This window comes from Bradyrhizobium sp. USDA 4473 (assembly GCF_054063335.1).
In genome coordinates this window covers 7900717-7924260 of record NZ_JBSSGE010000001.1, presented here as the reverse complement: position 1 = coordinate 7924260, position 23544 = coordinate 7900717, and the positions used below count along the sequence as shown (strand labels likewise).

The window sequence follows — 23544 nt, the reverse complement described above, 5'->3', positions numbered from 1 at the left end:
CATGCGATTCATCGAAACCTGGACACCCGCCACGCTGCTTGCCGTGCGCGACCTCACGACCGGCATCCGCGAATTCCTGCTGCGGCCCGACGATTTCACCGCCACGCCCTATCCGGTCGGCAGCCATATCGATGTCGGCGTCACCATCGACGGCCAGCCGCAGACCCGCTCCTATTCGCTGGTCGGCGAATTCGACCCGCAGGGCTATCGGATCGCGGTGCGTCGGGCACCGGATTCCCGCGGCGGCTCGCGCTACATGTGGTCGCTCGCGCCGGGCGCGCGGCTCAACATCACGCAGCCCGCCTCGCTGGTGCAGCTCGACTGGACGCGGCGGCAGTTCTGCCTGATCGCGGGCGGCGTCGGCATCACGCCGATCGTCGGCGCGGCGCAGGCGCTGGCGCGCCGCGATGCCGGTGTCGTGCTGCACTACGCCGTGCGGTCGCGCGGCGACGCGGCCTATCTCGGTGCGCTCGAACGTCTGCTCGGTGATCGCCTCATCGTCCATGCCGGTGACGAGGGCCGGCGGCTCGACCTCGACGGCGTCTTCGCAGGCCTGCCGCGGGATACGATGACGTTGTTCTGTGGGCCGATGCGGATGCTCGATGCGGCGCGGCGCGCCTGGGCAGCGTCCGGCCGTCCGATGACCGATCTGCGCTACGAGACCTTTGGTTCGAGCGGGCTGCTGCCGACCGAGGCGTTCCGCGTGCGGCTCCGGGGCGAGGGCACCGAGTTCGTGATCCCGCGCGACCGCTCGATGCTGGACGTGCTGAACGAAGCCGGCCACGAGGTGATGAGCGACTGCCGGCGCGGCGAATGCGGGGTCTGTGCGCTCGACGTGGTCGATGTCGACGGCGAGATCGACCATCGCGACGTGTTCTTCAGCGACCACCAGAAGCAGGAGAGCCGCAAGATCTGCGCCTGCGTGTCGCGTGCCCGCGGCACCATCACGGTGGACACGTTGCATCGCGCCGATCCGCTCTGATGCGACCGCGTCACGATTCTGGCCTCCGCCGTCATTGCGAGGAGCGATAGCGACGACGCAATCCATCTAACCGCGTTTGCTGGCCGATGGATTGCTTAGCGGAGCCTGTCATCCGGCGCCGACCGGGTGGCTCGCAATGACGGGCGGAGCCGTTCGCCAGGTTACGCCGCGTGCACCGAGTGCCGCGGATCGTGATCGAGCAGGGCAGTGATCTCGCCGGCCGACATCGGCCGGCCGATCAGATAGCCCTGCACTTCGTCGCAGCTGGTCTGGCGCAGATATTCGAGCTGATCTGCGGTCTCGACGCCTTCGGCGACGACGCCGATCTTCAGCTCCTGCGCGAGGCCGATCACCGATTTGACGATCGCGGCGCAATCCGGCTGGGTCAGCATGTCGCGGATGAAGGACTGATCGATCTTGATGCGGCTGAACGGCAGCTTGCGCAGATAGGTCAGCGAGGAGAAGCCGGTGCCGAAATCGTCGAGCGCGACCGTTAGCCCAAGCTCGAGCAGCCCGTTCAGGATCGCCGGCGCCGAACCGTATTTCGAGATCAGCATCGATTCGGTGATTTCGATCTCGAGCCGGTTTGGCGCGACGTTGGCTTCGGCCAACGCCTCGACGATGGTCTGCAGGATGCCGACGTTCTGGAACTGGACCGCGGAAAAATTCACCGCGATCCTGATGTCGTCGGGCCAGCGCGACAGCATCGCGCAGGCGCGGCGGATCACCCACTCGCCGAGCTGGTGGATCAACCCGCTCTCCTCGGCGATCGGGATGAACACGCTCGGCGGGATCAGGCCGCGCGCCGGATGCTGCCAGCGCAGCAGCGCCTCGAAGCCGGTGACGCGGCCTTTGCGGATGTCGAGGAACGGCTGGTAGACCAGGAACAGCTGGTCCGCCTCGATCGCCTGTTCCAGATCCCGCTGCAAGGCGCGGCGGTCGCGCGCCGACTGGTCGTCGCTCGCCTCGAAGAAGCAGATCGTGCCGGGGCCGGATTTCTTGGCCCGGTAGAGCGCGATGTCGACATGCTTGAGCAGGTCGTGGGAGGTGTTGCCGTCGCGTGGCGCGAGCACGATGCCGATGCTGATCGCGCCGGTGATCTCGAAACCGTCGATCGGGAACGGATCGGCGAAGGCCGCGACGAACCGGTCGGCGATCGCCAGCGCGTCCTCGGGCCGGGTCAGATTGGACATGATCAGCGCGAACTCGTCGCCGCCGATCCGCGCGACATGTTCGGCGGCGCGCGTGCAGCGCTGCAACCGCGCCGCGACCTGCACCAGGAATTCGTCGCCGGCCGGCCGGCCGAACCTGTCGTTGATCTCCTTGAAGCGATCGAGATCGAGCAGCAGCACGGCGAACTCCTCGCCCGAGCGCTCGAGCCGGCTCAGCGCGCCGTTGAGCGCCTCGTTGAAGGCGACGCGGTTCGGCAGATGCGTCAGCGGATCCTGCCGCACCGTCCGCTCGGCCTCGTGCTGGGCGATGATCCGCCGCCTGAACTCGAAGGCATTGACGAACACGCCGCGCAGCAGCACGGAGCCGTAGACCAGCACCAGCACCGCCATCAGGAGATAGATGAAGTCGCCGTCCCGGCCGAGGCAGATCGCGATGCCGACGAAGATCGGCGCGGTGAACGCGATCGCGGCGATCGGGATGGTCGAGAAGGCGAAGGCGCCGCCGGCGAGCATTCCGGCGCAAAGACACGTGATCACCAATTGCCCGCCGCTCGACGCACCGGCGAAGAAGGCGACCGGGACGACGCCCCAGGCCGCGCCGAGCGCCAGCGCATTGCGCACCAGGCGGTACATGGTTCGGCGCGACACGAATTGCGGCTTGGCGACGCGGCGCGATGCGCGGGCCTGCAGCCCGAAGAACAGCGCGGCGCTGCTCACCGCGGCCGCCCACACCAGCGCAAAGGCCCAATCCGGCGACTGCCAGAGCGCCGCAGCGAGCACCAGCGCATTGCAGGCGTTAGCCAGCATGATGCCGAAGGAGTAGCCGAGCACGAGCGATACCTGTTCGGCACGGATGTGACCGGCAAGCGCGTCATCCGTCGGTGGTGCGCCGAAGGCCGCGAGGTCACCCGCGAACAGGGCCGCGAAATATGATCTGAGATAGGTACGCATCTCACTGGTTTGGCTGCGCGGTTGGCCAGGGCGTAGCAGCGAAGAATTCTCTGCAAACCTTTGACAAACTATGAACTATTGGGACGGACCCTGCCACGGCGGGCGCTGGTTCCGGTTCCACTGGCGGGCATTGCTAACAAATCGATACAAATGCGTGACGGGACGTCGGGGACCGGCAGAGGCTGCCTAGCGCCGCCCGGCTTGATCCCCCGCCGGTTTTTCGCAATGACTTGAGTTCCCGCGAGCGGCAAGAGAACGGCAAGAACCAGAAGGTGCGCATGAGCCTCCCGACCACGAACCACGATCCCGGGTTCCGGATCACGCGGGCCAGCCATGTCGTCCTGACCGTGCGTGACCTCGCGGCAAGCCGGCAGTTCTACGAGAAGGTGATCGGGCTGATCTTGACCGCGGAGGAGGGCGATGCGCTGTATTTCCGCGGCGTCGAGGAGGCCTGTCATCACAGCCTCGTGTTGCGCAAGGGCGCGGACGCCGTCTGCGCGCGGCTGGGCTTGCGGGTGTTCAGGGATGACGATCTCGACCGGCTCAAGGCCTTCCTCGAAGCCAATGGATGCCGGACCGGCTGGGCCGAGGTGCCGCATCAAGGCCGCACCTTGCATGCGACCGATCCGGCCGGCACGCCGCTGGAGTTCTGCGCCACCATGCCGGTCGAGCCGCGCATGATCACCCGATTCACCCGCCATGCCGGGGGCTCCGCGCTGCGCCTCGATCACTACCAGATGCTGACCCCGGAGGTCCGCAAGGCGTGCGAGTTCTACACCGCGGCCGGCTTTCGGCTCAGCGAGTACATCGCGCCCGCCGGCACGTTCGATCTGCGCGGCGTGTTCCTGCAACGCAAGGGCAATCCGCACGACATCGTGTTCTTCAACGGCGCCGGACCGCGGCTGCATCATTTCGCGTTCCTCGCGCCCGAGGTTCATCATCTGCTGAACGCCTGCGATATCGCCGGTGAACTCGGCTATGGCGCCGCCGTCGAGCGCGGCCCGGGGCGGCACGGGCCGGGGCACGCGATGTATGTCTACATGCGCGATCCCGACGGACACCGCGTCGAGCTGTTCAACACGCACTACCAGATCATGGACATCGAGAACGAGCCGATCGGCTGGGATACGTCCGACCACACGATCTCGTTTCCGTGGGGCCTGCCGGCGCGGCAGGCCTGGTTCGAGGAAGCGACGCCGTTCGAAGGTGTCGCGATCCGCGAGCCGCAGATCAAGCCGAAGCCGGTGACGCTCGAGAGCTACCTCGCGAAGTAGCATGTCAGTGTCGGCCGCGAACTCCAGCCATGATGTGGCGATCGTCGGCCTCGGGCCGGTCGGTGCCATCTTCGCCAATCTGCTCGCGAAAGCGGGCCTGAGCGTCGCCGTCGTCGAGCGCGTCGCCGAGATCTACGACAAGCCGCGTGCGATCACGCTCGACCATGAGGCGCTGCGCGTGCTGCAGGCGATCGGGCTCGGCGAGTTCATGGAGCAGGCGATCGCTCCGCATAACGGCTCGCACTATCTCGGCGTCGACGGCGAGATCATCAAGATCTTCGATCCGATGCCGCCGCCGTTCCCGCTCGGCTGGATTCCGAACGTCACCTTCGTGCAGCCGGACCTCGAGCAGGCGCTGCGCGACAAGCTCGCCGGCTTTCCGCATGCCGACGTTGTTCTTGCAGCCGCCGGCGTGGCATTGCGGCAGGACGACGACGCGGTGATGCTGACCGCGCGGCGCGAATCCGGCGAGGAGTTTTCGATCCGCGCGCGCTATCTGGTCGGCTGCGATGGCGCCAACAGCTTTGTGCGCAAGCAGCTCGGCGTGGGCCTCGACGATCTCGCCTTCGATGAATGGTGGATGGTGGTCGACACGCTGACCAGCGACCCCGCCAAGCGGCCGGCCAAGAGCTTTCAGTATTGCTGGCCACAGCGCCCCGGCACCTTCGTTCCCGGGCCGCGCAATCTGCGGCGCTGGGAGATCAAGCTGCTGCCCGGCGAGGATCCCGAGGCGTTCGGCGCGCCCGACAATGTGGTGAGGCTGCTCAAGGGCTTCACCGACATCTCCGACCTGACGATCTGGCGCTCGGCGGTCTATCGTTTCCACGCCCTGCTCGGGCAGCGCTGGCGCGATCGCCGCGTGCTGCTGATGGGTGATGCCGTGCACCAGACGCCGCCGTTCCTCGGGCAGGGGCTGTGCGCCGGCATCCGCGACGCCGTGAACCTCGCCTGGAAGCTGCGGCTGGTGCTGCGCGGTGACGCTGACGAGACGCTGCTCGACAGCTACGAGATCGAGCGCAAGCCGCATGTCCGCGCCGTCGTCGCCAGCGCCAAGGAGTTCGGCAAGATCATCGGCGAGCTCGATCCGGTGGCTGCGGCCGAACGCGACCTGCGGCTGCGCGCCGAGCTGAAGGCAGGCACGGCCGAAACCATCCGGCAGAAATTCATTCCCGATCTCGTTACCGGCCTGATCGCGCGCGATGCCGTGCTTGCCGGGCGGCTGTTCGTGCAGCCGCATGTGCGTGCGCCGGACGGGCGGACCTGCCGGCTCGACGATCTGCTGCAACCGGAATTTGCGATTGCGACGGCGAGCGCCGAGCCGATGGCTTGGCTGTCGGAGGAATCTCGTGCCGCCTGGCAGCGTTTCGCCGGCCAGCGCGTTGTCATCGCTGCGTCAGGCGAAAGCAGCGATACTGACGGTATCCTGACGGTGGTCGAGCGCGACGGACTGTTCGCGGGGTGGATGCAGCAACACGACGCGTCGGCCGTCATTGTGCGGCCCGATCGTTATGTGTTCGGCGCCGCCGGGAACGCCGACGAGCTCAATATGCTTGTCAGGCAACTGCTCCAGAACCTCAGCGCAGAGCCCTAGCCTTTTCAAGACGGTGCTTTGTCTGTACCACCGGAACAAAGAAATTCCGGGGGAAACCAGTGAACAACAATAGTGATGCGGCCGAGTATGATTACGTCATCGTCGGTGCCGGCTCGGCCGGTTGCGTGCTCGCCAACCGCCTGAGCGCCGACGGCAAGCACTCGGTGCTGCTGCTCGAGGCCGGGCCGAAGGACAGCAACATCTGGATCCATGTGCCGCTCGGCTACGGCAAGTTGTTCAAGGAAAAATCCGTCAACTGGATGTACCAGACCGAGCCGGAGCCCGGCCTGAACGGCCGACAGGTGTTCCAGCCGCGTGGCAAGGTGCTCGGCGGCTCGAGCTCGATCAACGGCCTGCTCTATGTGCGCGGCCAGCACGAGGACTACGACCGCTGGCGCCAGCGCGGCAATGCCGGCTGGGGCTATGACGACGTGCTGCCCTATTTCAAAAAGGCCGAGGATCAGCAGCGCGGCGGCGACAAATATCACGGCACCGGCGGTCCGCTGCCGGTGTCGGACTGGCGGTATCACGACCCGCTGTCGGAAGCCTTCGTGCACGCCGCGGCCGAGATCGGCATTCCAACCAACCCGGATTTCAACGGCGCGACCCAGGAGGGCGCGGGCTTCTTCCAGACCACGACGCGGCGCGGCCGGCGCGCCTCGACGGCGCGGTCCTATCTGCGGCCGGCGCTGACCCGCGGCAATCTGCATGTCGAGACCTCGGCGCTGGCGCAGCGCATCCTGTTCGACGGCAAGCGCGCGAACGGCGTCGCCTACAAGCAGGGCGGGCAGTTGCGCACAGCGAAGGCGCGCAAGGAGGTGCTGGTGTCGAGCGGCGCGTACAACTCGCCGCAATTGCTGCAACTCTCCGGCATCGGCCCGGCCGATCTGTTGAAGCAGCATGGTATCGAGATTCTGCTCGACGCGCCCGGCGTCGGCAACGATCTGCAGGATCACATGCAGGTGCGCATCGTCACGCGCTGCGCGCAGAACGTCACGCTGAACGACATCGTCAATCATCCGGTGCGCCGCGTCATGGCGGGCCTGCGCTACGCGGCACTGCGCAAGGGGCCGCTGACGATTGCCGCCGGCACCTCCGGCGCGTTCTTCAAGACCAGCCCGCGGCTGGCCTCGCCCGACATCCAGATCCACTTCCTGCCGTTCTCGACCGACAAGATGGGCGAGAATTTGCATCCGTTCTCGGGCTTCACGGCGTCGGTCTGCCAGCTGCGTCCGGAGAGCCGCGGCTCGCTGAAGATCCGGAGCGCCGATCCCAGCGTGCCGCCGGAGATCCGCATCAATTATCTCGCGACCGAGACCGACCGCCGCGCCTTCATCGACGGCATCCGCATCCTGCGCAAGATCCTGGCCGCACCGGCGCTGAAATCATATGCGGTTGGCGAAGTCGATCCCGGCGCCAAGGTGGTCAGCGACGACGATCTGCTGGAGTTCTGCCGCCGCACCGGCAGCACGGTCTATCATCCGACCTCGACCTGCCGGATGGGCAACGATCCGCTCGCGGTGGTCGACCAGCGGCTCAAGGTGCGCGGCATCGACGGTCTGCGCGTGGTCGATGCCTCCGTGATGCCGGACCTGATGTCGGGCAATACCAACGCGCCGACGATCATGATCGCGGAGAAGGCGTCGGACATGATTTTGGAGGATGCGCGGTAGGAATACTCAGTTCCGTCATCCTGAGAGCCTGACCGAAAAAGAAAGTTGAGTGATTTCAGCCCGTTGTGATTCCTTCGTGTTTGCGAAGACTCGAGGGAGCACAACATGAGTTGGACCAAAATCACCCGCCAACAATATCGGCGCGACGGACTTCGTTATGCAAGCGACATGACGGATGCGGAGTGGAGATTGATCGAGCCGTTGATGCCTGCACGATGCCGGCGCGGCCGTCCGCGCGAGATCAACCTGCGCGTGATCATGAATGCAATTCTCTACATTGGAGCCAGCGGCTGCCAATGGCGGGCACTGCCGAAAGACTTCCCGCCATGCTCGACAGTTCAGTATTACTTTTACAATTGGCGCGGGTCTGGCTTGTGGCGCACGATCAATGACGTTCTGGTCCGGCGGATGCGAGAACGGCAAGGACGCAGCCCCACCCCAACGGCAGGGATTATCGACAGCCAGAGTGTGAAGACCACGGAAAGTGGCGGTCCAAGCGGGTTTGACATGGCCAAGCGGGTCAAGGGGCGCAAGCGTCATATCGTCACCGACACTGAGGGCTCCTTGCTGGCTGTGCAGGTGCATCCCGCCAACCTTCAGGACAATCACGGCGCAGTGCCGCTGCTGCGGATCATTGGCCGCCTGTTCCCTAGCCTGCGCCACGTCTTCGCCGATCGCGTCTATCGTGGTCCAAAGCTGCTCGATGCCATCGCTGATCTGGGCCAATGGACGATTGAAATCGTCACCCGCTCGCAAAGCGTTGGAACGTTCAAAGCCGAACCTCGACGTTGGGTCGTCGAACGGACGTTTGCCTGGTTCGGCCGCAATCGACGGCTTGCCAAAGACTTCGAGGCAACCATCGCCAGCGCAGAGGCATGGGTTCTCATCGCAAGCATTCGTCTACTATCCCGCCGACTGGCCAGAGCCTGAGATATCAATGACCTATTCTGAGTCAGACTCTGAGGAGCGCGCTCTCGCGCGCGTCTCGAAGGATGCACGGCCCCGCGCTGACGGCTCGGAGAGGTCCGGGCCGTCGACCCTTCGAGACGACCGCTGCGCGGTCTCCTCAGAGGGTGTGATTTTTTTGGGGTTTCAGCGAGCATTATAGCCGAAAGCCGGCGCGGTGTGATTCTCTGGCGATGATGGATTCGCGGGAGGTGATGTTGGCTGCCGATGAGTTGTTTGGGGACCTGCCGGAGCAGGCGAAGCCACCAGTCGAAGCGGGCTTGCCCGGCGCTCCGCGGCTGCGTGAGCCCCAGCGCGACCAGATTGCGCTGCGAGCGGTTGATATTGAGAGCCTGATCGGGGAAGACCATCCGGTGCGGCTGATCTGGTCTTATGTCGAAGAGCTTGATCTGAGTGAGTTGGAGGACCGGATCAAGGCTCGCGGCGATCGTCCCGGTCACCCCGCGACCTCGCCCCGGCTTTTGCTGGCGCTGTGGCTCTATGCCGCCAGCGAAGGCGTTGGCAGCGCGCGGGCGTTGGAGCGGCTGTGCGAGAGCCACGATGCCTATCGCTGGCTGTGCGGCGGGGTGTCGGTGAACTATCACCTGCTGGCGGACTTCCGGGTCGGCAACGCCGATCTGCTTGACCGACTGCTCAGTGAGCATCTGGCAGCGTTGGCAAAGGCCGGTCTCGTCGATCTGGAGACCTTGGCGCAGGATGGCATGCGGGTCCGGGCCAGCGCCGGGGCCGCCTCGTTCCGGCGCGAGGCGACGCTGGATAAGCATTTGGCGCAGGCTGAGGCCGTGGTGGAAGACCTCAAGCGCGAGGTCGACACACGCTCGGACGCCAGCAATAAGCGTGCCCGGGCAGCCAAGGAGCGGGCCGCGCGGGAACGCAGCGCGCGGGTGAAGGCGGCGCAGACGGCGCTCGCCGAGATCAAGCAGCAGCGCAAGGAGCGCGAAGAAAGTCGCGGCAACGGCAAGACGCCGAAGGAGCCGCGGGCCTCCACGACGGACGCCTATGCACGGGTCATGAAGATGGCGAACGGCGGCTTCCGCCCCGCCTACAACGTGCAGGTGACGAGCGTGGCCGGCGAGCAGATCGTCGTCGACACCAGAATTTGCAACATCGGATCCGATCGCGGCCTGATGCGCCCCATGCTGGAGCGGCAGCGTGCGCGGCCCGGAGGGTTGCCCAAGGACCATCTCGTCGATGGCGGCTTTGGCAGTGCCGAGGACATCGAATGGGCCTATGCCGAGGGCATCGATATCTTTTGTCCGCCCACTCAATCCAAGCACGGTACCGATCCCTATCTACCGCGGCGCGGCGACGGTCCGGGGGTGTTGGCCTGGCGTGCGCGAATGGCGAGCGAAGAGGGCAAGGCCCGATACAGGTCCCGGTCGATCTGCGAGTGCATCCATGCCCGCTGGCGCAATTGGGACCTGCGGCAATTGACCGTGCGCGGCATCGAAAAGGTCCGTGCCGTCGTGCTCTGGTACGCCCTCGTCAACAACATCCTGCAAGGCAACCGCCTCTCCAGAGCCTAAACAACGGGTCATCGCCGAACTCGAACTCAAACCTGCCAATTGCTGCGACGAACAGCCGCCAAAAACTCCGCAGGAGCCGAATCCGTCACAAGCTCTCAGGGTGACGGTGATGGAGTGGGGCGTAGCCCGCAATGAACTGGCGTAGCCCGGATGAAGCGAAGCGTAATCCGGGGCCACACCATCGACTGAGGGGAGAAACCCGGATTGCGCTACGCTCCATCCGGGCTACAGGGCTCTACCCCTTATACGCCCGTACCCGCGCGGCCATCTGCTCGACATGGGCGATCGGCGTCTCGGGGAGGATGCCGTGGCCGAGATTGAAGATCAGCCGGCCCTTGCCGAAATTCTCCAGCACGTCGTCCACCGCGCGGTCGAGCGCTGTGCCGCCGGCGATCAGGGCTAGCGGATCGAGATTGCCCTGCACCGCGACGCGGCTCTGCACGCGCTCGCGGATCATCGACGGCTCGGCCGCCCAATCGATCGAGACGGCATCGACGCCGGTCTCTTCGACATAGGCCGGCAGCATGCCCGCGGCACCGCGCGGGAAGCCGATGATCCTGGCGCCGGGGACCTGCTTGCGCACGCCGGCAACGATGCGTTTCGTCGGCTCGATCGACCAGCGGGCGAATTCGCGCGGCGGCAGCACGCCGGCCCAGGTGTCGAAGATCTGCAGGCAGTCGGCGCCGGCCTTCAACTGGCCGACCAGATAGTGGATCGAGTTCTCGACCAGGACGTCGATGATCCCGGCGAAGGCGTCCGGATGGCGATAGGCGAGCATCCGTGCCGGGGCCTGGTCCGGCGTGCCCTGTCCGGCCACCATGTAGGTCGCGACCGTCCAAGGCGCGCCGCAGAAGCCGATCAGGGCGATCTCGGGCGCAAGCTCGCGCCGGACCCGGCGCAGCGCCTCGAACACCGGCTCAAGCTGGTCGAAATTGGCCTGCGTGGCCAGCGTGGCGATCTCGCCCGGCGTTGCCAGCGGATCGAGCCGCGGCCCTTCACCGGCCTCGAAGCGCACCGAACGGCCGAGCGCATAGGGGATCACCAGGATGTCGGAGAAGATGATCGCGGCATCGAAATTGAACCTGCGGATCGGCTGCAGCGTGACTTCGGTGGCGAACTCGGGCGTGAAGCAGAGATCGAGGAAGCCGCCGGCCTTGGCGCGCAGCTCACGATATTCCGGCAGGTAGCGGCCGGCCTGCCGCATCATCCAGAGCGGTGGCACGGCCAGGCGGTGGCCCGACAGGACCTCGATGAACGGCTTCTTGGTGGAATCCTGGGGCACGTGGCTAGTTCCTGAGCACGGTCAAATTTGCGCCCCTGATACACGCTGCGGCGCAATGGGCCAAGGCGGTTCTGGAACCGGCCTCTGTACCGGCCGTTGTCTCCCCGAATGGAGGGACGAGATGACCGAGAAATTCGATCCTGCCCCGCATGACAAGCATGCCGAGAAGCCGCACGAGGCGCAGGCTGCCGACGCCAAGGCGCGCTCGCGGCTCAAGGAGGGACTGGAGGATACCTTCCCCGCTTCCGATCCGGTCAGCGTGACGCAGCCCGCGCCGTCGAAGCACGACGGCAATCGGGACAATTAGCTGGTATATCCCAGCGCTTGCTAACCACGATGCAAGATGAGTTCAGCCATGCGAGGAACCATTGGCTGCGCAGCGGCGGCTCGAAGCGCACCGCGCCCGTGGCGTGGAGCGCGATCGTGGCGGCGGCAATCGCTGTTATCCTGTGGCTGACGCTGCACGCCTAATATATTTGCGGGCGGCTTCGATCAGCGAAGCCGCCCGCACGTCGTGATCATTGGACTAGGCTAGACCGGGCCGCTTTCCGGGCGCTGCATCCGGTCGAATTCGAAGGTCACGCCGAGCCGGCGCTCGAGGCGCCAGACCAGAATGCAATGCCGCCGGATCGGCTCACTCTCGATCTCGAGATCGAACGCGAACGGGATCGCCTCGTCGCTTTCCACCGCAAGCCCGGCGCCTCCGGTCGAGATGTTCAGCACCAGGCATCCGACGCTGGTGTTGCGGAACAGGATCGTTCCGCGCTTCATCAGGGGCGTCCGCTGGCTGTCGGTCTTGTATCTTCTTATTGTTGTACTCACGGCCGTCTCCCTACCCCGACATGATGCTCCGTTGCGGTCGCGCCCCTAATTGACCAACACGGCGCCGTCGCAGCGGATGCCCAGCACCCAGACGTCGACCTGGCCGAGCCCGATGCCGAGCGTCGAGAGCAGCGTCGCCAGCACTTGATCGATCGGGCTCGTCACGGCGCTCAGGATGCTCATCACCAGCGCGCCCAATCCCGGGAGTGGAATGCCTGCGATGGTGAGCGAGAGGTTGCCGAGCAGGGTGCTGGTCAGCGACGTCAGGAAGTTGGTCGTCGTCACCGTCTTCTTGGTCCCGGACTGGATGTCGCTGTAGCTGAAATTGACGTTGGTCGGCGAGGTGTTGCCCATGCCGGCATGAGCGAGGCCCGTGATCTGGATCCCCAGCACAGTGGCCAGCAGTGCCGGAGGTGGATTGGGCTTGGTCGTGAAATTGGTCATGTCGGCCGTCGTGACGTTGCCGATCCAGGCATCCACGATTCCCGGCGTCACGCCGATCGTGACCTGCGAGGTGTTGATGTTCGGATGGCCGCAGGACACCGCGTTGAGCGTCGCGGTTCCGGAGGCGACCTCGACATAGACCGGCAGATTGATCGACGCAATGCTGCCGGAACCGAGCACATTGATGGTCGCCAGGACCCTGGTCTGCGCGGTGTGCACGCTCACGCCCTGGGTGCCCATCGCGATCCAGCTCGAACCGACCGGGCGTTCGCCGATCGTTGCGATCACGGACACATTGGCGATGCCGGGCAGGCCGAGATTGACCGAGGTTGCAATCTGATTGTTGCCATTGGCGATCTGAGCCACCGTGTTGACGAGATCGAATACCGAAACGCTGGCGCCGACCTTGGGTTTTTGCCCCACCGTGAGGTTGGCGAACGGGCCGAGATCGATCAGGGTGCCCGGCGAAATCTTGGTTGAAGAGCCGGTGACGGCCTGGGAGATCGTCGACAGCGCGGTCGTCGCGGCGTTCGCGCCATTGGTGATCTGCTGCGTCGACAGCGCGGCCGCGATGATGTCGCCGACCTTGATGTTGCTGCTCAGCAGGTCGCTGTATGTGACGCCGGTCAAATTGACCCGGGTTGCCAGCGCCGACAGGAAATCCAGGGCGTCGATCTTGGCGCTGATCAGCGAATTGTAGTCCATCACCGAGAGCGACAGCGTGGTGCCGAGCATCGAGCCGAGCAGCGCGTTGAGCACGCCGCCATTGACCGAGAGCAGCCGTGAGCCGATCGCGAACGAGGCCATTTCGGTCGATGTCGCGGTTGCGGTGGTCGTGATGTTGAAGCTGCTGGCGCCGGTCAAATAGCGCGCGAAATAGAGCGGCGTCTGGGTCGTCAGCGTGACGCGCGCGGCATTGGCGGTGCCGACCGCCGGGGTCACGAAGCGGGACTGCGGCGCGATGGCGCTGTTTGCGGTGTAGGTCCCTGTCTCGACCTTGACCAGCGCGCTGGCCGGATAGTTGTTCTGCGTCACCGTCGCGGTGGCGGCGTTGACCGGATTGCTCAGATTGGCGGCGGTGACGATCGCGGCGAGGTCCGCGGTGCTCTGGGTCTTGCGCCGGTCGGCGAAGATCGTGCCAAGGTCGATTGCGAGCCCGGCGCACCCGATCACGAGCGTCATCAGGCCGGCCGAGATCATCGCGAAGTTGCCGCGTTCGTCGGCGCCGAAACGCCGCATCAGCATGAAGATGCCCGTCATCCTAGAACCCCCCGTATTGGATGGCCGCCGAGCGCACGATCGTGCTCGCCGGCGCCGGGACGAACGGCAGCTTGTAGATGAAGTTGCCGGCCGCGTTGTAGTTGACCGTCACGACGTAGACGTTGGCATTCGATGGGGACGGCGCCGCATTGACCGTGAGATTGCTGGCAACGAGCAGCGGATAGGTCGCGGCGTTGGCGGTGACGTAGTTGGTCGCGAGGCTGTTGCGTTCGGTATCCGTCATGCCAGCGATCGACGATCGCGCCGCCTCGGCGGCGAGTTGCTGAACGCCATGCACCATGGCGAGATATGAGCCGAATACGATGATGCCGAAAATGAAGGCGAGAAACAGCGGCAGCATCAGCGCAAATTCGACAGCGGAAGCGCCGCTTCGACAGCGAAAAAAACTGGTCATTGCACACCTCGACACGCAAGCTACGGCGTCACGTTGCGAGGCTTTGATTAAGGAAAACTATGAAAACGCTTTCGCGAATCAGTGACGTCAATTCAGATCAATGACCGCGTCGGAAGTTATCGGGTGCGCCGCACGTTATGGGGCAATCAAAATGTTTGATGCCATATCCGCAGAAATCCGGGGGTCGACGGTGTCGGTGTGCTGCGCATGTGTGCAGAAGCAGCTGTCCGATACCGTAGCACTACGTGGCAATGCACGTAACGATACATATAAGCCGCAGTTGCTGCGGCGTCGCGACAAATTGAGGCTAAACGAAAGTGCAACCAAATGTTAGTATAGCTGAATCACATACTATGGAGATCGTAACTGCGTCCCGTGCTGAGATTGGAGGGCTCGCGATGCACAGACCACGTCAGCATTTGAATATTCCGACTGAGATTGTTCGCACCGTCGTTGCGATTGCAGAGACGGGAAGTCTGTCGAAAGCCGGTGAACGTCTCGGCCTCAGTCAGCCGGCGATCAGTTCACAGGTCAAGCGATTGCAAAGCCTGGTTGGCGGCGCGCTGTTCGTTAGAACAGCGAACGGCACCACGACTACTGAACTCGGCAAGGTTGCCGTGCAGCAGGCCAGGCGAATCCTCGAAGCCAACGATCAACTGCTTCGACTCGGTGGCAGTCATGAAGGACCCCAGCCATTGCGGTTGGGAATGAGCACGATGCTCGCCGACGAATTCCTCAAGCTCCATCCGGCCGATGCCCTCGCCGATATGCTGGTTCACGCCGACATGTCGCCGATCGTCATCAGGGGATTGATCGACGGCTACATCGACATCGCCTTCGTCTACAGCAACCCTTCGCTCGAGAACGAAGACGAGGTGACCATCGCCGCCGAGGCCGACGAACGTTCGGTCTGGGTACGATCACGCGATTTTGTGCTGCGGCCGGGCGCCCCGATCCCGATCCTGGCGTGGCCGGGTGACGACTGGATGATCCGGACGCTCACCAAGCACAACATCTCGTACAAGATCGTATTCAGGAGCCCGAACCACCAGCTGCGACTGGAGGCCGCACGGGCCGGGTACGGCCTGACGGCATGCCCCGAGCGGATGATCCCGTCTTCGTTGATTTCGGCGAAGGACTATTATCTTCCGGAACTGCCGGTGCAGAAGCGCCTGCTGTGTGTTCGCCCGGGCCTCGAAGGCAGCCGTGCGACGGCGATGGTGCAGCGTTTGTCCAGCCTGTTCTTCAGCGGCGCGAAGCCGATGCGTCAGGTGAGCAACATGTAGTCCGGTGCCGCGGCAATCCCGCGGTTCCGATCAATAGTGCGGTGGGCGCTCGTTGGCGGGCCCCGGCGCTTGACGTTCGGCGTCCTGCAGCCGGTCGCGCAACTCGGCGAGTTGGCGGGTCAGCGCGTCGATCTGCTTCCATTGTGCGGTGATGGTCTGGTTCAGCGTCTCGATGGTTTCGTCCTGGTAGGTCAGGCGGACCTCCAGCGCGTCGATCCGTTCGCTCAGTCCTGCCGCGTCACTCATGGACGGCGTCCCCGCATCCATGTTGGTGCAGGCCGTGGCCGAGCGCGACACGCTCGTCGAACACAAAGCAGCCGCCGCGCCAGCGGCTGTCCTGCTGCGGAATGTCCTCGAGATATCTGAGGATGCCGCCCTTGAGGTGATAGACCTCGGTGAAGCCTTGCGCCAGCAGATAGGCGCTGGCCTTCTCGCAACGGATGCCGCCGGTGCAGAACATCGCAATCCTGCGGTGCTTCGCCGGATCGAGTTGTTGCGCGGCAAAGTCCTTGAATTGTCCAAAGCTCGCGATCTTGGGATCCACCGCGCCCTCGAAGGTGCCCATCGCGACCTCGAATGCGTTGCGGGTGTCGAGCACCATGACGTCAGGCGAGGTGATGAGTGCGTTCCAGTCGCTGGCGTCGACATAGGTGCCGACCTGCCGGGTCGGATCGACCGTGCTGTCGCCGAGCGTCACGATCTCCTTCTTCAGCCGCACCTTCAGCCGCTGAAACGGCATCTTGGCGGCTTCGGAGAATTTCAGCTCGAGATTGTCGAAACGTCCGCCGAACAGCGGCCCGTGTCCGAGCTCCGCGACGAAGGCATCGATGCCGTCGCAGCTGCCTGCAAGGGTGCCGTTGATGCCCTCATGCGCCAGCAGCACGCTGCCTTTGAGATCGAGCCCGGCGCAGAGCGCGCGCAGCGGCTCGCGCAGTGCGCGGAAATCCGGCAGCGCGGCGAATTGGTAGAAGGCGGCGACCTTGAGGGGCATGGCCCCGGGGTTTATCAGGCCGCTCAGACCGGCGAAACCCCGCAAAGCCATGCATAATCGGGATAATTCCTCTGGCATGCCAGGCATTGCCCTGCCGGGGATGAATGTGCCATGTACTCTGCATCCTTTGGCATCCCTTGCCATCCCTTGCCATCATCCGTCGCGGCAACATCAGACCACGATCAAGCGAGCACTCCGTTATGAGGAATTTCCATTTCGCCGGCCGTTCCACGGTCCATGCCCAGAACGCGATGGTGGCGACCTCGCATCCCGAGGCAGCGCTGGTGGCCATCGAGGTGATGCGCGAGGGCGGCACGGCGGCCGACGCTGCGGTCGCCGCCTGCGCGCTGCTCGGCGTCATCGAGCCGCAATCGACCGGCATCGGCGGCGACTGCTTTGCCCTGATCCAGCCGAAGGGCGAGGGCAAGATCACGGCCTATAACGGCAGCGGCCGGGCGCCGATGGCGGCCAATGTCGAGTGGTATCTCGAACGCAAGATCCATTCGGTGCCGCTGACCTCCGCGCATGCCGTCAGCATTCCCGGCGCGATCGATGCCTGGGACGTGATCCTGCGGGATCACGGCAAATTCGGCTTCGACCGGCTGCTGCAGCCCGCGATCAAGGCCGCCGAAGAGGGCTACGTCGTCGCGCCGCGCATCGCCTTCGACTGGAAGAACGGCTACGAGAAGCTGAAGAACGGCACCAATACCGAGCGCTATCTGCTGCCGCATGGCAAGCCTGCGGTTGCCGGCGACGTGATCCGCCAGCCCGAGCTCGGCAAGACCTTGCGCGCGATCGCGCAAAAGGGCCGCGACGCTTTCTATAGCGGCGAGATCGCCGCCGACATGGTCGACACGCTGCGCGGCATCGGCGGCCTGCACACGCTGGAAGACTTCGCGGCGCATTCGACCGAGGCCACCGCGCCGATCGGCACCATGTACAAGGGGCATGACGTCTGGCAGTGCCCGCCGAACGGCCCCGGCATCACCATGCTGGTGATGCTCAACATCCTGTCGCGCTTCGACCTGACCAAATACAAGCCGCTCAGCGTCGAGCGTTTCCACCTCGAAGCCGAGGCTGCGCGCATCGCCTACATGATGCGGGAGCAGCATATCGGCGATCCCCAGCAGGTGCATGTCGATGTCGCCGGCATCCTCGCCCGCGAATTCGCCGACGAGCACATCAAGAACATCCGGATGGACGGCCTGCTCGACCTGCCGAACGTGGCGCCGCCGATGAACCCGTCGACGGTCTACATCACGGTGGTCGACAAGGATCGCAACGTCTGCTCCTTCATCAACTCGATCGCGCATTCGTTCGGCTCGGCGATCGTCTCCAACAAGACCGGCGTCCTGCTGCAGAACCGCGCCGGCGGCTTCCGCATCCAGCCCGGCCATCCGAACTGCATCGCGCCGGGCAAGCGTCCGCTGCACACCATCATCCCGGCGCTGGCGACGAAGAACGGTCGCTCCGTGATGTCGTTCGGTGTGATGGGCGGACAGTATCAGCCGGTGGGCCAGACCCATGTGCTGACCAACATGCTCGACTATGGCTGCGACGTGCAGGAGGCGATCGACATGCCGCGCGGCCTGCATTACGAGGGCGTCTACCAGCTCGAGGATTCGGTGCCGGCGGAGATCGTCGAAGGCCTGAAGAAGATCGGCCACAAGACCACCAGCGTGGTCGCCCCGCTCGGCGGCGGCCAGGGCATCTGGATCGACTGGGACAAGGGCACGCTGACCGGCGGCTCCGATCCGCGCAAGGACGGCTGCGCGCTCGGCTACTGATCGGATCGATATCAATCAAGGAAGGACGTCCGGGATGCAATCTTCACGACGCACGATCATCAAGACTGCGTTCGCCGGCCTTGCGGCGGCAGTCTCCACGTCCGTTGCCGCCGGAACGGCAACGGCTCAAACCGCAGGAAAGCCCATGACCACAGCTTCAGGCCTTCAGATCATCGACAGCAAGGTCGGCACCGGCGCTTCGCCGAAGCCCGGCCAGACCTGCGTCATGCACTACACCGGCTGGCTCTACGAGAACGGCCAGAAGGGAAAGAAATTCGACTCGTCCGTCGACCGCAACGAGCCGTTCGAGTTTCCGATCGGCCAGGGCCACGTCATCAAGGGCTGGGACGAGGGCGTCGCCACCATGAAGGTCGGCGGCAAGCGGACGCTGATCATCCCGCCGAACCTCGGTTACGGCGCGCGCGGCGCCGGCGGCGTGATCCCGCCGAATGCCACGCTGATGTTCGACGTCGAACTGCTCGGTGTGAAGTAAGCCACCGGCCGCCAATTACCCGGCCCACGACAAGAGGGGCGCAGCGATGAAGATCTCGATCCTCGACGATTATTTCGACACGCTGCGCACCCTCGATTGCTTCCGCAAGCTCGATGGCCACGACGTCACGATCTGGAACGATCATGTCCAGGACGTCGACGCGCTTGCCGAGCGGCTCTCCGATACCGACGCGCTGGTGCTGATCCGCGAACGGACCCAGATCCGCACGCCGCTGCTCGAACGGCTGCCGAAGCTGAAGCTGATCAGCCAGCGCAGCGTCTATCCGCATATCGACATCGGCACCTGCACCCGGCTCGGCATTATCGTGTCGTCGAGCCAGCATGCCGATACCCCGTCCTACGCCACCGCCGAGTTCACCTGGGGTCTGATCCTCGCGGCGATGCGGGCGATCCCGCAGCAGATGGCGGCGCTGAAGGCCGGCAAGTGGCAGATCGGCGTCGGTCATACGCTGCGCGGCAAGACGCTCGGCATCTATGGCTACGGACGTATCGGCGCCGTGGTCGCCGGTTATGGCAAGGCGTTCGGCATGAACGTGCTGGTCTGGGCGCGCGAAGGCGCGCTGGCCAAGGCGCGAGCCGACGGCTACGAGACGGCGGCCAGCAAGGCCGATTTCTTCGCCCGCTGCGACGTGCTGTCGCTGCATATGCGGCTGGTCGACGCGACGCGCGGCATCGTCAAGGCGGAAGACCTCGCGCGGATGAAAGACACCGCGCTGATCGTCAACACCAGCCGAGCGCCGCTGATCGAGCCGGGCGCGCTGGTCGACGCGCTACGCGCCGGCCGCCCCGGCATGGCCGCGATCGACGTCTACGAGAAGGAGCCGCTGCGCGACACGGCCGACCCGCTGCTCAACATGGACAATGTGGTCTGCACGCCGCATCTCGGCTACGTCTCGCGCGACGAATACGAGATCCAGTTCACCGACATCTTCGATCAGATCGTCGCCTATGCGGCCGGTACGCCGACCAATGTGGTGAATCCGGATGTGCTTGCACATCCGGATGTGCTGACACATCCGCGCCCGCGCGGCTGACCGGCGTCGTCAACGCTCGGACGGCCGGCTCGATTGACAGGCCGTCTCATCATCGTTCAGCGCGTCCGGTGAGCCGCTGCGGTCACCTTGTTGACTGCATGTCGGACGACGTTCTTGATGCCGCCGAGCGCCTTCTGTCCCTTGCCCTTGGCTTCCAGGATCACGCCTCTGCCCTGCATCGCCGGGGAGCCGGTGAGCTTGCCAAGACGCCGCTTGAACCTGCCGACCGCCTCGTTGGCGGTACCCCTGATCTTGTAAGTCGTGCTACGCATGAAATGACTCCTTTGGAATACGCCGACCTAACGCGCCGCGACATGGCGATGTTCCGATCTGTCATTGTTCCGATTTTGCGCTCGCCTGTCCGCGTGGTTTTCGGTAGCGTTCCGGCCACAATACTTGACCAACGAAAGCAAGAATGATGAGCGGTTCCCACGATCACACCCATTCCCATGACCACGGTCATCACCATGACCACGGTCATCACCATGACCACGGTCATCACCATGACCACGGTCATCACCATCACGACGACGAGCGTTGGAAGCACGACGGCGTCCGCGTGATTCCCGGCAACCAGCTCGATCCGAACGTGCCGTCGACCGCCGGCATGGACCGCAAGGCCGCGATCAATTTCGCCCGCGTCGGCGCGCAGAAACTGTGGGCGGGCACCGTCAGCATCAAGCCGGACGCCAAGACCGGCGCACATCACCACGGCCATCTCGAAAGCATCATTTATGTGGTGAAGGGCAAGGCGCGGATGCGCTGGGGCGAGAAGCTGCAATTCACCGCCGAGGCCGGTCCGGGCGATTTCATCTTCGTGCCGCCCTACGTGCCGCACCAGGAGATCAACGCCAGCCCGGACGAGGTGCTGGAATGCGTGCTGGTGCGCTCCGACGGCGAGGCGGTCGCGATCAATCTCGACATCGAGCCGGTCGAGAAGCCTGAGAACGTGCTGTGGGTCGATCCGGTGCACCGGCATCCCGACGAGAAGAAATAGCCGCGCGGCATCGCCGCGACGGACAACAATAACGAACAGGGAGGCCAGCATGACGCTCGTTCGATACGAGAGCGCCGACCGCGTCGCCACCATCACGATGGCACGCAGCGAGAAACACAACGCGCTGAACAACGCGTTGTGCACGGAGTTGCGCGACGCCTGGCTAGGGTTTCGGGACAGCGACGATCGCGTCGCGGTGTTGGCTTCCGCGGAGGAGAAGTATTTCTCCGTCGGTGCCGATGTCGCCGACCTTCCCGTCAATATGTGGCACGCGGTCCCTGGCCTCGGCGTCGAGCTCGACAAGCCGGTCATTGCGGCGACGTCGGGCTGGGTGGTCGGTGGCGCCTTCGTGCTGGTCCAGATGGCCGATCTGTGCGTGGCGTCGGAGACGACGCGCTTCATCTATCCCGAGGGCAAGATCGGTACGACGGCCGGCGGCGTCTCGTCGGTGATGGCACGGATGCCGCACAAGATCGCCATGGAGTTTCTGCTGGTCGGCGAGGAGATGTCGGCAGAACGCGCCTTCCAGATCGGTTTCGTCAACAAGGTCGCGCCGAAGGGACAACACGTCGCGATGGCGCAGCAGATGGCCGCCAAGATTGCCGGCAACGCGCCGCTGGTGGTGCGCGCGCTGAAGAAGCTCGCCCGTGAGGCCATGCCGAAGGGGCCGCTGGAGACAGTCGCCGACGTGCGGCGGCTGCTCGACGAAGTGCGAGACAGCGACGACCTCAAGGAAGGCGTCAAGGCGTTCGCCGAGAAGCGGAAGCCGAAGTTTACGGGGAAGTAGGGCGAGCGGAGCCCTGACTATTTTCGTCATTCCGGGGCTCGCGAAGCGAGAGCCCGGAATCCATCCGACCGCGATCGTTGCTGCGAAATGGATTCCGGGCTCGACGCTGCGCGTCGCCCTCAGGTGCGCAATTGCGCACCGGGGAATGACGGCTGAGGACTACGCAAACACCGTGTGATCGATCACACCGTTCGGCACCACATAGCCGTAGCGCCTGTTCGACGGCTCCGGGCCAGCCTTCTCATACTGCGCCTTCATGATCGCGAAGCGATCACCCTTGATGTCGAGCATCGCGCGCTTCGGCTGGATGTTGTAGAGCCGGGCGTTGTTGTCGCCGAAGATCGCGGTCTTCACCGGCCCGTCGGCGGGCCCGAGCGGCGCGTAGCCGAACTTCTTCTGCATCATCTCGGGAATCTCCAGCCGCCGCAGGCCCTCGATCTGCCATTGCGGCGCGCCGGTCCACAGCGCATCGGTGCCCCAGCAGACGTGATCGACGCCGAGTCCCTTGATCAGCGTGCCCATCAGCGCGGCGCAGACATTGGGCTCGGCGACCAGCGTGGTCGCGAACAACTGCCCGACATCGCCATAGACATTGTTGACGCCGTACTGCGCCGGGATATCGGCGAGGTCGCTCGTCCAGGCGATCCGGCCGGTGCGTTCGAACTCCGCGAGCGCGACCCTCGGATCGCCGCCGACATGGCGATAGGCCGAGTGATAGATGATGAAGTTGAGCTGCGGCCAGTCCTTGGCCGCCTGGCCGACGTCGGCGACGTCGGCGAAACCGCGCAGGTTCGGATACTGCTTCTCGATCCCGGGCGGGAACAGGCCCTTGTGGACGCAGACATTCTTGATGCCCGCCTTCACCATCTTCTCATAGCCCTTGTAGGTGACCTTCTCGTCGTCCAGCCGCCAGGGATAGCGGCTGATCTCCTTGTGCGTGTTGTCGCCGATCGTGTAGCCCTTGCAGGACTCCGGGCCGAGCGCCAGCGCGGCGTCCAGCTTGTCGAGCCAGCCGGGCTGCCCGGGCGTGAAGATGGCGTGGCAGAACACCCGCCGCGAGCCGGCCTCGTCGTTGATCTGCTTGCGCGCGGCGGCCATCTGCTCGTTGGTCAGGAACCAGTCCTGTTCGATATCCGACGGCGCCGAGGAGATCAGCGCGATCTTGGTGTCGGAATCGAGAAACATCTCCTTCTTGTAATTGTTGAACTTGAGATCCTCGATGGTCTGCTCGTGATCGTTGAGCTCCTTGTTCCAGCCGGCCTTGCCGACCGCCTTGCGCATTTCCACAAAACCCATGATGCGGGTGTCGTCGCGCAGGAAATGCGTGTGCATGTCCATGATGAACTGGTCTTTCAGGGTGTTGGCGCGCTCCTGCGCCATCGAAGGCGTCGCGGCCTCGGCCGCCGTCACATCGAACAGCTCGCCATAGACCTGGTTCATCGCGACGAAGGAAGCGGCCATGCCGGCCGCGGTCTGGAAGAATTTCCGGCGATCGAGGCCCTGCTTGCCACCGAGATCGTCGGCCATCGCGAGCAGCCGCGCCTCGACCTCGCGCTGCCGTTCGTTCTGCGGATCGGGATAGAACTCGTCGCTGGAGACGATCTGGGTCGGGATCGGGGTCTGGTACTGGCACAGTTCGGAGGGCATCAAGGCGGCAAGTTCTTCGTCGGTGAGATTGCTGCTCATTCTTCGCTCCCGCGTCTCGCCGGATATTTCCGGTCGGATCGCTGCGGAGACTAGGACCAAGTTCGTCCGTCGTCCGCGCCGATTGCCGCAAGCCGCGTTCACAAA

The 23544-nt window shown here is 64.6% G+C and carries 22 protein-coding genes; 13 read left to right on the top strand and 9 right to left on the bottom strand.

All coding sequences use genetic code 11. The features are described 5' to 3' along the window. Position 1: 1 nt before the first annotated feature. The gene (locus ACVW17_RS37115; RefSeq protein WP_456798835.1) at positions 2 to 982 is read left to right on the top strand and encodes a PDR/VanB family oxidoreductase; all 981 of its coding nucleotides are present in this window, start codon (positions 2 to 4) and stop codon (positions 980 to 982) included. Positions 983 to 1143: 161 nt separating this feature from the next. Here ACVW17_RS37115 and ACVW17_RS37110 read toward each other — a convergent pair whose 3' ends face one another. Continuing rightward, positions 1144 to 3105: a putative bifunctional diguanylate cyclase/phosphodiesterase gene (locus tag ACVW17_RS37110; protein ID WP_456798834.1), complete on the bottom strand. Its 1962-nt coding sequence runs from the start codon at positions 3103 to 3105 to the stop codon at positions 1144 to 1146. Positions 3106 to 3383: 278 nt separating this feature from the next. Here ACVW17_RS37110 and ACVW17_RS37105 point away from each other — a divergent pair, with 278 nt between their 5' ends. The 5 genes from ACVW17_RS37105 (at position 3384) to ACVW17_RS37085 (ending at position 10135) form a co-directional block, all read left to right on the top strand. Next, entirely contained in the window at positions 3384 to 4379 is a 996-nt protein-coding gene (locus ACVW17_RS37105) for a VOC family protein (protein ID WP_456798833.1), read from the top strand. 1 nt (position 4380) lies between these two features. Next, on the top strand, positions 4381 to 5970 hold the full coding sequence (gene mhpA / locus ACVW17_RS37100) for a bifunctional 3-(3-hydroxy-phenyl)propionate/3-hydroxycinnamic acid hydroxylase MhpA (RefSeq protein ID WP_456798832.1): 1590 nt from the start codon (positions 4381 to 4383) through the stop codon (positions 5968 to 5970). 59 nt (positions 5971 to 6029) lie between these two features. Continuing rightward, positions 6030 to 7643: a GMC family oxidoreductase gene (locus ACVW17_RS37095; RefSeq protein WP_456798831.1), complete on the top strand. Its 1614-nt coding sequence runs from the start codon at positions 6030 to 6032 to the stop codon at positions 7641 to 7643. 105 nt (positions 7644 to 7748) lie between these two features. Continuing rightward, positions 7749 to 8573, top strand: a complete 825-nt coding sequence (locus ACVW17_RS37090; RefSeq protein ID WP_456798830.1) for an IS5 family transposase — start codon at positions 7749 to 7751, stop codon at positions 8571 to 8573. Positions 8574 to 8803: 230 nt separating this feature from the next. Further along, a complete protein-coding gene (locus tag ACVW17_RS37085; RefSeq protein ID WP_456756305.1) occupies positions 8804 to 10135 on the top strand; it encodes an IS1182 family transposase in 1332 nt (443 codons plus the stop codon). 235 nt (positions 10136 to 10370) lie between these two features. On the opposite strand, the gene hemE is transcribed toward ACVW17_RS37085, so the two are convergent. Further along, positions 10371 to 11417 carry a uroporphyrinogen decarboxylase gene (gene hemE / locus ACVW17_RS37080; protein ID WP_456798829.1) on the bottom strand — a complete coding sequence of 349 codons (1047 nt, stop codon included), beginning with the start codon at positions 11415 to 11417 and terminating at the stop codon, positions 10371 to 10373. Between the two features lie 121 nt (positions 11418 to 11538). On the opposite strand from hemE, the gene ACVW17_RS37075 reads away from it, so the two are divergent. After that, positions 11539 to 11724, top strand: coding sequence for a hypothetical protein (locus ACVW17_RS37075; RefSeq protein WP_456798828.1), 186 nt, complete (start codon positions 11539 to 11541; stop codon positions 11722 to 11724). A gap of 224 nt (positions 11725 to 11948) precedes the next feature. On the opposite strand, the gene ACVW17_RS37070 is transcribed toward ACVW17_RS37075, so the two are convergent. From ACVW17_RS37070 to ACVW17_RS37060, 3 genes are read right to left on the bottom strand one after another with little or no spacing between them, the layout of a single operon-like run. After that, complete coding sequence (locus ACVW17_RS37070; protein ID WP_456749720.1) at positions 11949 to 12239, bottom strand: PilZ domain-containing protein; 291 nt, start codon at positions 12237 to 12239, stop codon at positions 11949 to 11951. Positions 12240 to 12284: 45 nt separating this feature from the next. After that, complete coding sequence (locus ACVW17_RS37065; RefSeq protein WP_456798827.1) at positions 12285 to 13943, bottom strand: TadG family pilus assembly protein; 1659 nt, start codon at positions 13941 to 13943, stop codon at positions 12285 to 12287. 1 nt (position 13944) lies between these two features. Next, positions 13945 to 14358, bottom strand: a complete 414-nt coding sequence (locus tag ACVW17_RS37060; RefSeq protein ID WP_456798826.1) for a TadE/TadG family type IV pilus assembly protein — start codon at positions 14356 to 14358, stop codon at positions 13945 to 13947. Positions 14359 to 14756: 398 nt separating this feature from the next. Between ACVW17_RS37060 and ACVW17_RS37055 the strand changes: the two genes are divergently transcribed. Beyond that, the gene (locus ACVW17_RS37055; protein ID WP_456749717.1) at positions 14757 to 15644 is read left to right on the top strand and encodes a LysR family transcriptional regulator; all 888 of its coding nucleotides are present in this window, start codon (positions 14757 to 14759) and stop codon (positions 15642 to 15644) included. Between the two features lie 30 nt (positions 15645 to 15674). Here ACVW17_RS37055 and ACVW17_RS37050 read toward each other — a convergent pair whose 3' ends face one another. Together ACVW17_RS37050 and trhO are read right to left on the bottom strand one after the other, a co-directional pair. After that, entirely contained in the window at positions 15675 to 15890 is a 216-nt protein-coding gene (locus tag ACVW17_RS37050) for a SlyX family protein (protein ID WP_456749716.1), read from the bottom strand. Next, the gene (trhO, locus tag ACVW17_RS37045) at positions 15883 to 16635 is read right to left on the bottom strand and encodes an oxygen-dependent tRNA uridine(34) hydroxylase TrhO (protein ID WP_456798825.1); all 753 of its coding nucleotides are present in this window, start codon (positions 16633 to 16635) and stop codon (positions 15883 to 15885) included. The genes ACVW17_RS37050 and trhO overlap by 8 nt, the downstream gene beginning before the upstream one ends. A gap of 200 nt (positions 16636 to 16835) precedes the next feature. Here trhO and ggt point away from each other — a divergent pair, with 200 nt between their 5' ends. Genes ggt through ACVW17_RS37030 form a run of 3 tightly spaced genes read left to right on the top strand, consistent with a single transcriptional unit; the run spans position 16836 to position 19969 of the window. Beyond that, complete coding sequence (ggt, locus tag ACVW17_RS37040) at positions 16836 to 18422, top strand: gamma-glutamyltransferase (protein ID WP_456798824.1); 1587 nt, start codon at positions 16836 to 16838, stop codon at positions 18420 to 18422. Between the two features lie 34 nt (positions 18423 to 18456). Further along, on the top strand, positions 18457 to 18915 hold the full coding sequence (locus ACVW17_RS37035) for an FKBP-type peptidyl-prolyl cis-trans isomerase (protein ID WP_456798823.1): 459 nt from the start codon (positions 18457 to 18459) through the stop codon (positions 18913 to 18915). 46 nt (positions 18916 to 18961) lie between these two features. Further along, positions 18962 to 19969, top strand: a complete 1008-nt coding sequence (locus ACVW17_RS37030; RefSeq protein WP_456798822.1) for a D-2-hydroxyacid dehydrogenase family protein — start codon at positions 18962 to 18964, stop codon at positions 19967 to 19969. A gap of 56 nt (positions 19970 to 20025) precedes the next feature. On the opposite strand, the gene ACVW17_RS37025 is transcribed toward ACVW17_RS37030, so the two are convergent. Further along, positions 20026 to 20241, bottom strand: coding sequence for a CsbD family protein (locus ACVW17_RS37025; RefSeq protein WP_456798821.1), 216 nt, complete (start codon positions 20239 to 20241; stop codon positions 20026 to 20028). A 146-nt stretch (positions 20242 to 20387) separates the two neighbouring features. Between ACVW17_RS37025 and ACVW17_RS37020 the strand changes: the two genes are divergently transcribed. Beyond that, positions 20388 to 20966: a cupin domain-containing protein gene (locus ACVW17_RS37020; RefSeq protein WP_456799024.1), complete on the top strand. Its 579-nt coding sequence runs from the start codon at positions 20388 to 20390 to the stop codon at positions 20964 to 20966. Positions 20967 to 21015: 49 nt separating this feature from the next. After that, positions 21016 to 21753 (top strand): enoyl-CoA hydratase/isomerase family protein, encoded by a 738-nt coding sequence (locus ACVW17_RS37015; protein WP_456749710.1) that lies wholly within the window; start codon positions 21016 to 21018, stop codon positions 21751 to 21753. Positions 21754 to 21912: 159 nt separating this feature from the next. Here the strand turns inward: ACVW17_RS37015 and ACVW17_RS37010 are convergent, their stop codons facing one another. Next, positions 21913 to 23439 carry an amidohydrolase family protein gene (locus ACVW17_RS37010; protein ID WP_456798820.1) on the bottom strand — a complete coding sequence of 509 codons (1527 nt, stop codon included), beginning with the start codon at positions 23437 to 23439 and terminating at the stop codon, positions 21913 to 21915. Between the last annotated feature and the right edge of the window lie 105 nt (positions 23440 to 23544).